The sequence below is a fragment of the Arthrobacter sp. GCM10027362 genome, from assembly GCF_042679445.1.
In the GTDB taxonomy this organism is placed as follows: Bacteria; Actinomycetota; Actinomycetes; order Actinomycetales; family Micrococcaceae; genus Crystallibacter.
Window position 1 is genome coordinate 1 of sequence record NZ_JBHTML010000225.1, and the last position, 5,572, is coordinate 5,572.

Here is a 5,572-nt window from a genome sequence, read left to right on the forward strand (position 1 = left end):
GGGCCGCCTCCTGGCCGGAGCCGCGTGGCTGCGTGCTCCGCGGGCGGCGCAGCATGGCGGTCACCCGCGCCCTCAGCTCGCGCGGCCGGAACGGCTTGGTCAGGTAGTCGTCCGCGCCGGACTCCAGCCCCAGCAGGGTATCCAGTTCCTCGGCGCGGGCGGTGAGCATGATGATGTACGCGTCGCTGAACTGGCGCACCTGGCGGGCCACCTCGAACCCGTCGAGGTCCGGCAGGCTCAGATCCAGCGTGATGATGGCCGGGTCGTGCTCGCGCACCGCCGCAATGCCCGCGGAGCCCGACGGTGCGGTATGGACGACGAAACCCGAGCTCGACAGGACCACGGAAACCAGGTCCCGGATATCCGCGTCGTCCTCCACCACCACGGCAACCCGCTGGTCGGCCATCAATTCCCCCATCATGGCAATACGCTGTCTGCCGGCGAACCCGCTAAAAAGATTCACCCGGCCTGGTTACTCTGGAATTCTAGCGCGGGACCATGCTTGGGCCGCGGAAGCCGCAGGCTGAAAGTCCAGCCGCCGGTGGCACCGTTGCCGGCACCGTCCGGCTACAGGTGCACGTGCAGGCGCCGGGCGGCCTCGGAGATGGAGCCGGTCAGGGACGGGTAGACGGTGAAAGTGTTCGCCACGTCGTCCACGTGCAGCTTCTGGGTGACGGCGATGGCAATCGGGAAGATCAGCTCGGAGGCCCGCGGGGCCACCACCACGCCGCCGATCACCGTGCCCGAGCCGCGGCGCGCGATGATCTTGACGAAGCCCTCGGTAACATTCATCATCTTGGCCCGCGGGTTGGTGGTCAGGGACAGCTTGATGATGTCGCCCTGGTACTTGCCCGCCGCGACGTCTTCCTCGGTCACACCCACGGTGGCGATCTCGGGGCTGGTGAAGATGTTGGAGGCAACCCGCTTGAGCTTCAGCGGTGTCACCACATCCCCGAGCAGGTGCGCCACCGCGATGCGGCCCTGCATGGCCGCCACAGAGGCCAGCGCCAGCACACCGGTGCAGTCGCCGGCGGCGTAGATGTTCGGTGCCGTGGTACGCGAGACGCCGTCCACCTTGATATGCCCGCTCTCGGACAGGGCCACGCCCGCCTCTTCGAGGCCGATGCCAGCGGTGTTGGGGACGGAGCCGACGGCCACCAGGCAGTGCGAGCCGTCCACGGTACGCCCGTCCGAGAGCGTGACCCGGACCCCGTCCCCGGTACGGTCCACCGCCGCGGCCCGGGACTTGGACAGCACCGTCATGCCGCTGCGCGCGAAGACATCCTCGAGCACCTGGGCGGCGTCCGCGTCTTCGCCCGGCAGCACCCGGTCACGGGAGGAGACCAAGGTCACCTTGGTGCCGAGCATGCGGTAGGCGGAGGCGAACTCGGCGCCGGTGACGCCCGAGCCGATCACGACCAGGTGTTCGGGCACCTCGGTCATGTTGTAGACCTGCGTCCAGTTGAAGATCCGCTCGCCGTCCGGCCTGGCCGAGGGCAGCTCGCGCGGCGTGGCGCCGGTAGCCACCAGGACGGCGTCGGCCTCCACCGTGTGCTCACCGTCTTCGGCGGTCACGGACAAGGTGTTGGCATCCAGCAGCCGGCCCTCGCCGATGATGATCTTGACTCCGGCGCGCTCCAGCCCGCGGCGGATATCCGCCGACTGGCTCTCGGCCAGCTTCAGCAGGCGCTCGTTGACCGTGCGCATGTCGGCATAGGCTGCCTTGGCCTCCGAATCAAAGCGCACGCCAAGATCGTGGGCACCGGCTACGCGGCGCATGGCATCCGCGGTGGCAATCAGGGTCTTGGAGGGGACGACGTCGGTGAGCACGGCCGAACCGCCGAGTCCCTTGCGTTCGATGACGGTCACCTTGGCCCCGAGCGAATTGGCCACCATCGCGGCTTCATAGCCCCCGGGACCTCCGCCGAGAATGACAAAGCGCGGTGCACTGAAATCTATTTGTGTCGTCACCTGTTCATTCTGTCGCATGCCGCACAGGTGCCTCAACTTGGCGGGGAGCTGTGGAGGGCCGCACTACCAGCAGGTAGGTTAGGTCCTGTGACTACTGACCCATTTGACCTGGCCGCCGAGGCCGCCGGCTTCATCGCCGCGCGGACCGGGGTGGCCGGGCACGACGTGGCCCTGGTGCTCGGCTCCGGCTGGGCCGGGGCGGCAGGACTGATCGGCGAAACCACGCATGCACTGCCCGCCGCGGAGATCCCCGGATTCTCCGCCCCCGCCGTCGAAGGCCATGCCGGAACCATCAGCTCCGTCCTCACCCCGGACGGCAAGCGCGCCCTGGTGCTGGGCGCGCGCACGCACTACTACGAGGGCAAGGGGGTGCACGCCGTGGTCCACGGCGTGCGCACCGCGGCCGCGGCCGGCTGCCGGACCGTGGTCCTGACCAACGGCTGCGGCGGCTTGAATCCGGCCTGGCCCGCGGGCACGCCGGTGCTGATCAGTGACCACATCAACCTCACGGGCGCCTCCCCGCTGGAGGGGGCCACCTTCGTGGACCTGACGGACCTGTATTCGGCACGGATCCGGGCCATCGCCCGGGAAGTGGACCCGGGGCTGGACGAGGGCGTGTATGTGCAGTTCACCGGCCCGCACTATGAAACCCCGGCCGAGGTCCGCTATGCCAGGCTGATCGGCGCGGACCTGGTGGGGATGTCCACCGCGCTCGAGGCGATCGCCGCCCGGCATGCCGGCATGGAGGTCTTCGGAGTCTCGCTGGTCACCAACCTGGCCGCCGGCCTCAGCCCGGTGCCGCTCAGCCACGGGGAGGTCCTGGCGGCCGGCGCGGCCGCAGGCCCGCGCATCTCCAGGCTCCTGGCCGGCATCGTTGCCAAGCTCTAGCCGGCAGGTTCCACCGTCCGTCCGCAGGCCCGCCGGAGCATCCGGCGCCGACGAAGCGCAGGTAGTTTCGATGACTTCATCTCCCCTCCCCCCGGTCCCCCTCCCTCCCGAGCCCCTGGCCGCCGCCGAGGCCTGGCTGGCCGAGGACCCGGACCCGCAGACCGCCGCCGAACTGCGCGAACTCCTCGGCCGGGCGGCGGAGGACAGCCAGGCCGGTGCCGCCGCACGGGCCGAACTGGCGGACCGCTTCGCGGGTACCCTGGCGTTCGGCACCGCGGGCCTGCGTGCCGCCCTCGGTGCCGGCCCGGCGCGGATGAACCGCGTGGTGGTCAGACGCACCGCGGCAGGGCTGGGAAGGTTCCTGCTGGACACCGCCGCCGGTGCCTACACCCCGCGCGTAGTGGTCGGCTTTGACGCCCGGCACAACTCGGAGGCGTTCGCCGCCGAATCTGCGGCCGTCTTCACCGCCTTGGGCCTGGAAACCTTCCTGATGCCCGCGGCCCTGCCGACGCCGGTGCTTGCCTATGCGGTCAAAGCCCTGGACTGCGACGGCGGCGTAATGGTCACCGCCAGCCACAACCCGCCGCAGGACAACGGCTACAAGGTCTACCTGGGCGGCCGCGCCGTGCCCGCCGAAGGCCGGGGCGCGCAGATCGTGCCCCCGTACGACGCCGAAATTGCCGCCCGCATCGACTACGCCCCGGCGCTGCGGACGATTGAACTGGCCGAAGCCGGCTGGAGCACGCTGCCCGCCTCCGGTCAGGACGGCTCCATCGAGGACGCCTACGTGGACGCGGTGGCCGGCACCGTCCGGCCGGATTTGTTTCCGCACCGCAGGCTGAAGATCGTGCTCACGCCCCTGCACGGCGTCGGCGGCCGGACCGCCCTGGACGTGCTGCACAAGGCCGGCTTCGCCGACGTGCACCTGGTGGAAGCACAGGCCGCGCCGGATCCGGACTTCCCCACCGTGGCCTTCCCCAACCCGGAGGAGGCCGGCGCCCTGGACCTGGCCCTGGCCGCGGCCGAGGAGCTGGACGCGGACATCGTGCTGGCCAATGACCCGGACGCGGACCGCCTGGCCGTGGCGCTGAAGGTTCCGGAAACCGGCAGGTGGTCGATGTTGCGCGGCGACGAGGTCGGCGCCCTGCTCGGGGCGCATATGGTAGCCCGGCTGCAGGCCGGCCCGGCCGGCGGGACGCCGGAAGGCAGCGTGCCGGCCGTCTTTGCCAACTCGATCGTCTCCTCCCGGCTGCTGGGCAGGATCGCCGCGGCCGCAGGGTTCGGGCACGTGCAGACGCTCACCGGCTTCAAATGGATTGCCCGGGTGCCGGGCCTGGCCTACGGCTACGAGGAAGCGCTCGGCTACTGCGTGGCACCCGGCCTGGTCGCGGACAAGGACGGAATTTCCGCCGCCCTGCTGGCCGCGGAGCTGGCCGCGGACGCGGCGGCCGCCGGCCGGAGCCTGCTCGCGGACCTGGACGAACTGCAGCTGGCGCACGGCATCCATGCCACCGACCAGCTCTCCGTACGGGTTGGCAGCCTGGATCTGCTGGACGCGATGATGAAGCGCCTGCGGGACACCCCGCCGGAGTCCTTCGGCGGATCGCCGGTGGCCTCCGTGGTGGACCTGGCGGCGGGAGCCGGCGGGCTGCCGCCGACCGAGGGGCTGGAGTACCTCACCCGCGACGATTCGCGGGTGATCATCCGGCCCAGCGGCACCGAGCCCAAGCTCAAGTGCTACATCGAGGTCATCCGCCCGGTGCCGGCGGCGGACCTGCTGGCACCGGCCCGGGCCGAGATCGCCGGGGTGATCGACATGATCCGTGAGGACATCAGCGACGCCCTGGGGCTGTAGGAATCGGGCGCGGCAGGGATCAAACGCACCCGAACCGGTCCAGGACCAGGTCGACCAGGTCCGCGGGCGGTTCCTCGCCGGCCACCAGCAGCGGCTCGGCCACCACATCGGCGCCGCAGTCCGCGGCCAGCGAGGCGAAAAAGCCCGGGGCCAGCAGGTAGGTGGCCACGACCACGCGGGCGCCGCCCGCCCGGGTGCCGTTGATCCGCTCCCGCTCGGCGGCGACGGCATCCTTGAGTGCGGGCCGGGCGGCCGAGATATAACCGGCGGAGACCGGCCGGCCAAGATACTCCCCCAGCATCCGGGACGTCTGCTCACAGTCGGCCACCGCCCGCCGGTCCGTGGAGCCGGCACAGGCCAGCACCACGCGGTCGCCGCGGCGCAGCCCTGCCTGCTCCAGGCGGCGGGCCAGCACCCTGACCAGCCGGCCGTCCGGTCCCAGCGCGCCGCTGACGGTGGTTCCGTGCTGCTGCCCTGCCGCCTCGGCCAGGTCCACATGCACGTGGTAGCCGGCCGAGAGCAGCAGCGGCACCACCCGTGTCCTTTCCCGCAGTCCGGCGAGCACCGTGGGCACGTCCGGCTGCTGGACATCCACAAACGACTCGATTACGTTCAGGTCCGGCCGGCGCCGGGCCACGGCCCGCACCAGTGCAGCGAGCGCCGCCTGTCCGGCGGGCGAGGAGGTGCCGTGCGAGGCTGCCACCAAGGCAGTTGCAGTTGCGATTGGGGCAGCGGCGACCATGCCGCCCCAAGGTTCGCAGGTCACCGCCTCGGGCAGCTCCCCCTCCGGAGCCGGCAAGGGGATGCGCTTCCGGACCGGTGCCGCCGAGCGCCCGGTGCCCCCGAGCGCGGGGCCGG

5 protein-coding genes are annotated in these 5,572 nt (G+C 71.3%); 2 read left to right on the forward strand and 3 right to left on the reverse strand.

Going from position 1 to position 5,572, the window contains the following annotated elements:
* Both ACFQ36_RS20225 and ACFQ36_RS20230 read right to left on the reverse strand, forming a co-directional pair.
* The coding region (locus ACFQ36_RS20225; protein WP_377016927.1) for a response regulator transcription factor at window positions 1-406 on the reverse strand (406 nt) is incomplete at its 3' end.
* A gap of 161 nt (window positions 407-567) precedes the next feature.
* Complete coding sequence (locus ACFQ36_RS20230) at window positions 568-1,971, reverse strand: NAD(P)H-quinone dehydrogenase (protein WP_377016929.1); 1,404 nt, start codon at window positions 1,969-1,971, stop codon at window positions 568-570.
* An 87-nt stretch (window positions 1,972-2,058) separates the two neighbouring features.
* Between ACFQ36_RS20230 and ACFQ36_RS20235 the strand changes: the two genes are divergently transcribed.
* The gene (locus tag ACFQ36_RS20235; protein WP_377016931.1) at window positions 2,059-2,859 is read left to right on the forward strand and encodes a purine-nucleoside phosphorylase; all 801 of its coding nucleotides are present in this window, start codon (window positions 2,059-2,061) and stop codon (window positions 2,857-2,859) included.
* Between the two features lie 70 nt (window positions 2,860-2,929).
* A complete protein-coding gene (locus tag ACFQ36_RS20240; protein ID WP_377016933.1) occupies window positions 2,930-4,714 on the forward strand; it encodes a phospho-sugar mutase in 1,785 nt (594 codons plus the stop codon).
* Window positions 4,715-4,733: 19 nt separating this feature from the next.
* Here the strand turns inward: ACFQ36_RS20240 and ACFQ36_RS20245 are convergent.
* A partial coding sequence (locus tag ACFQ36_RS20245; protein WP_377016935.1) for a sirohydrochlorin chelatase occupies window positions 4,734-5,572 on the reverse strand: 839 nt, incomplete at its 5' end.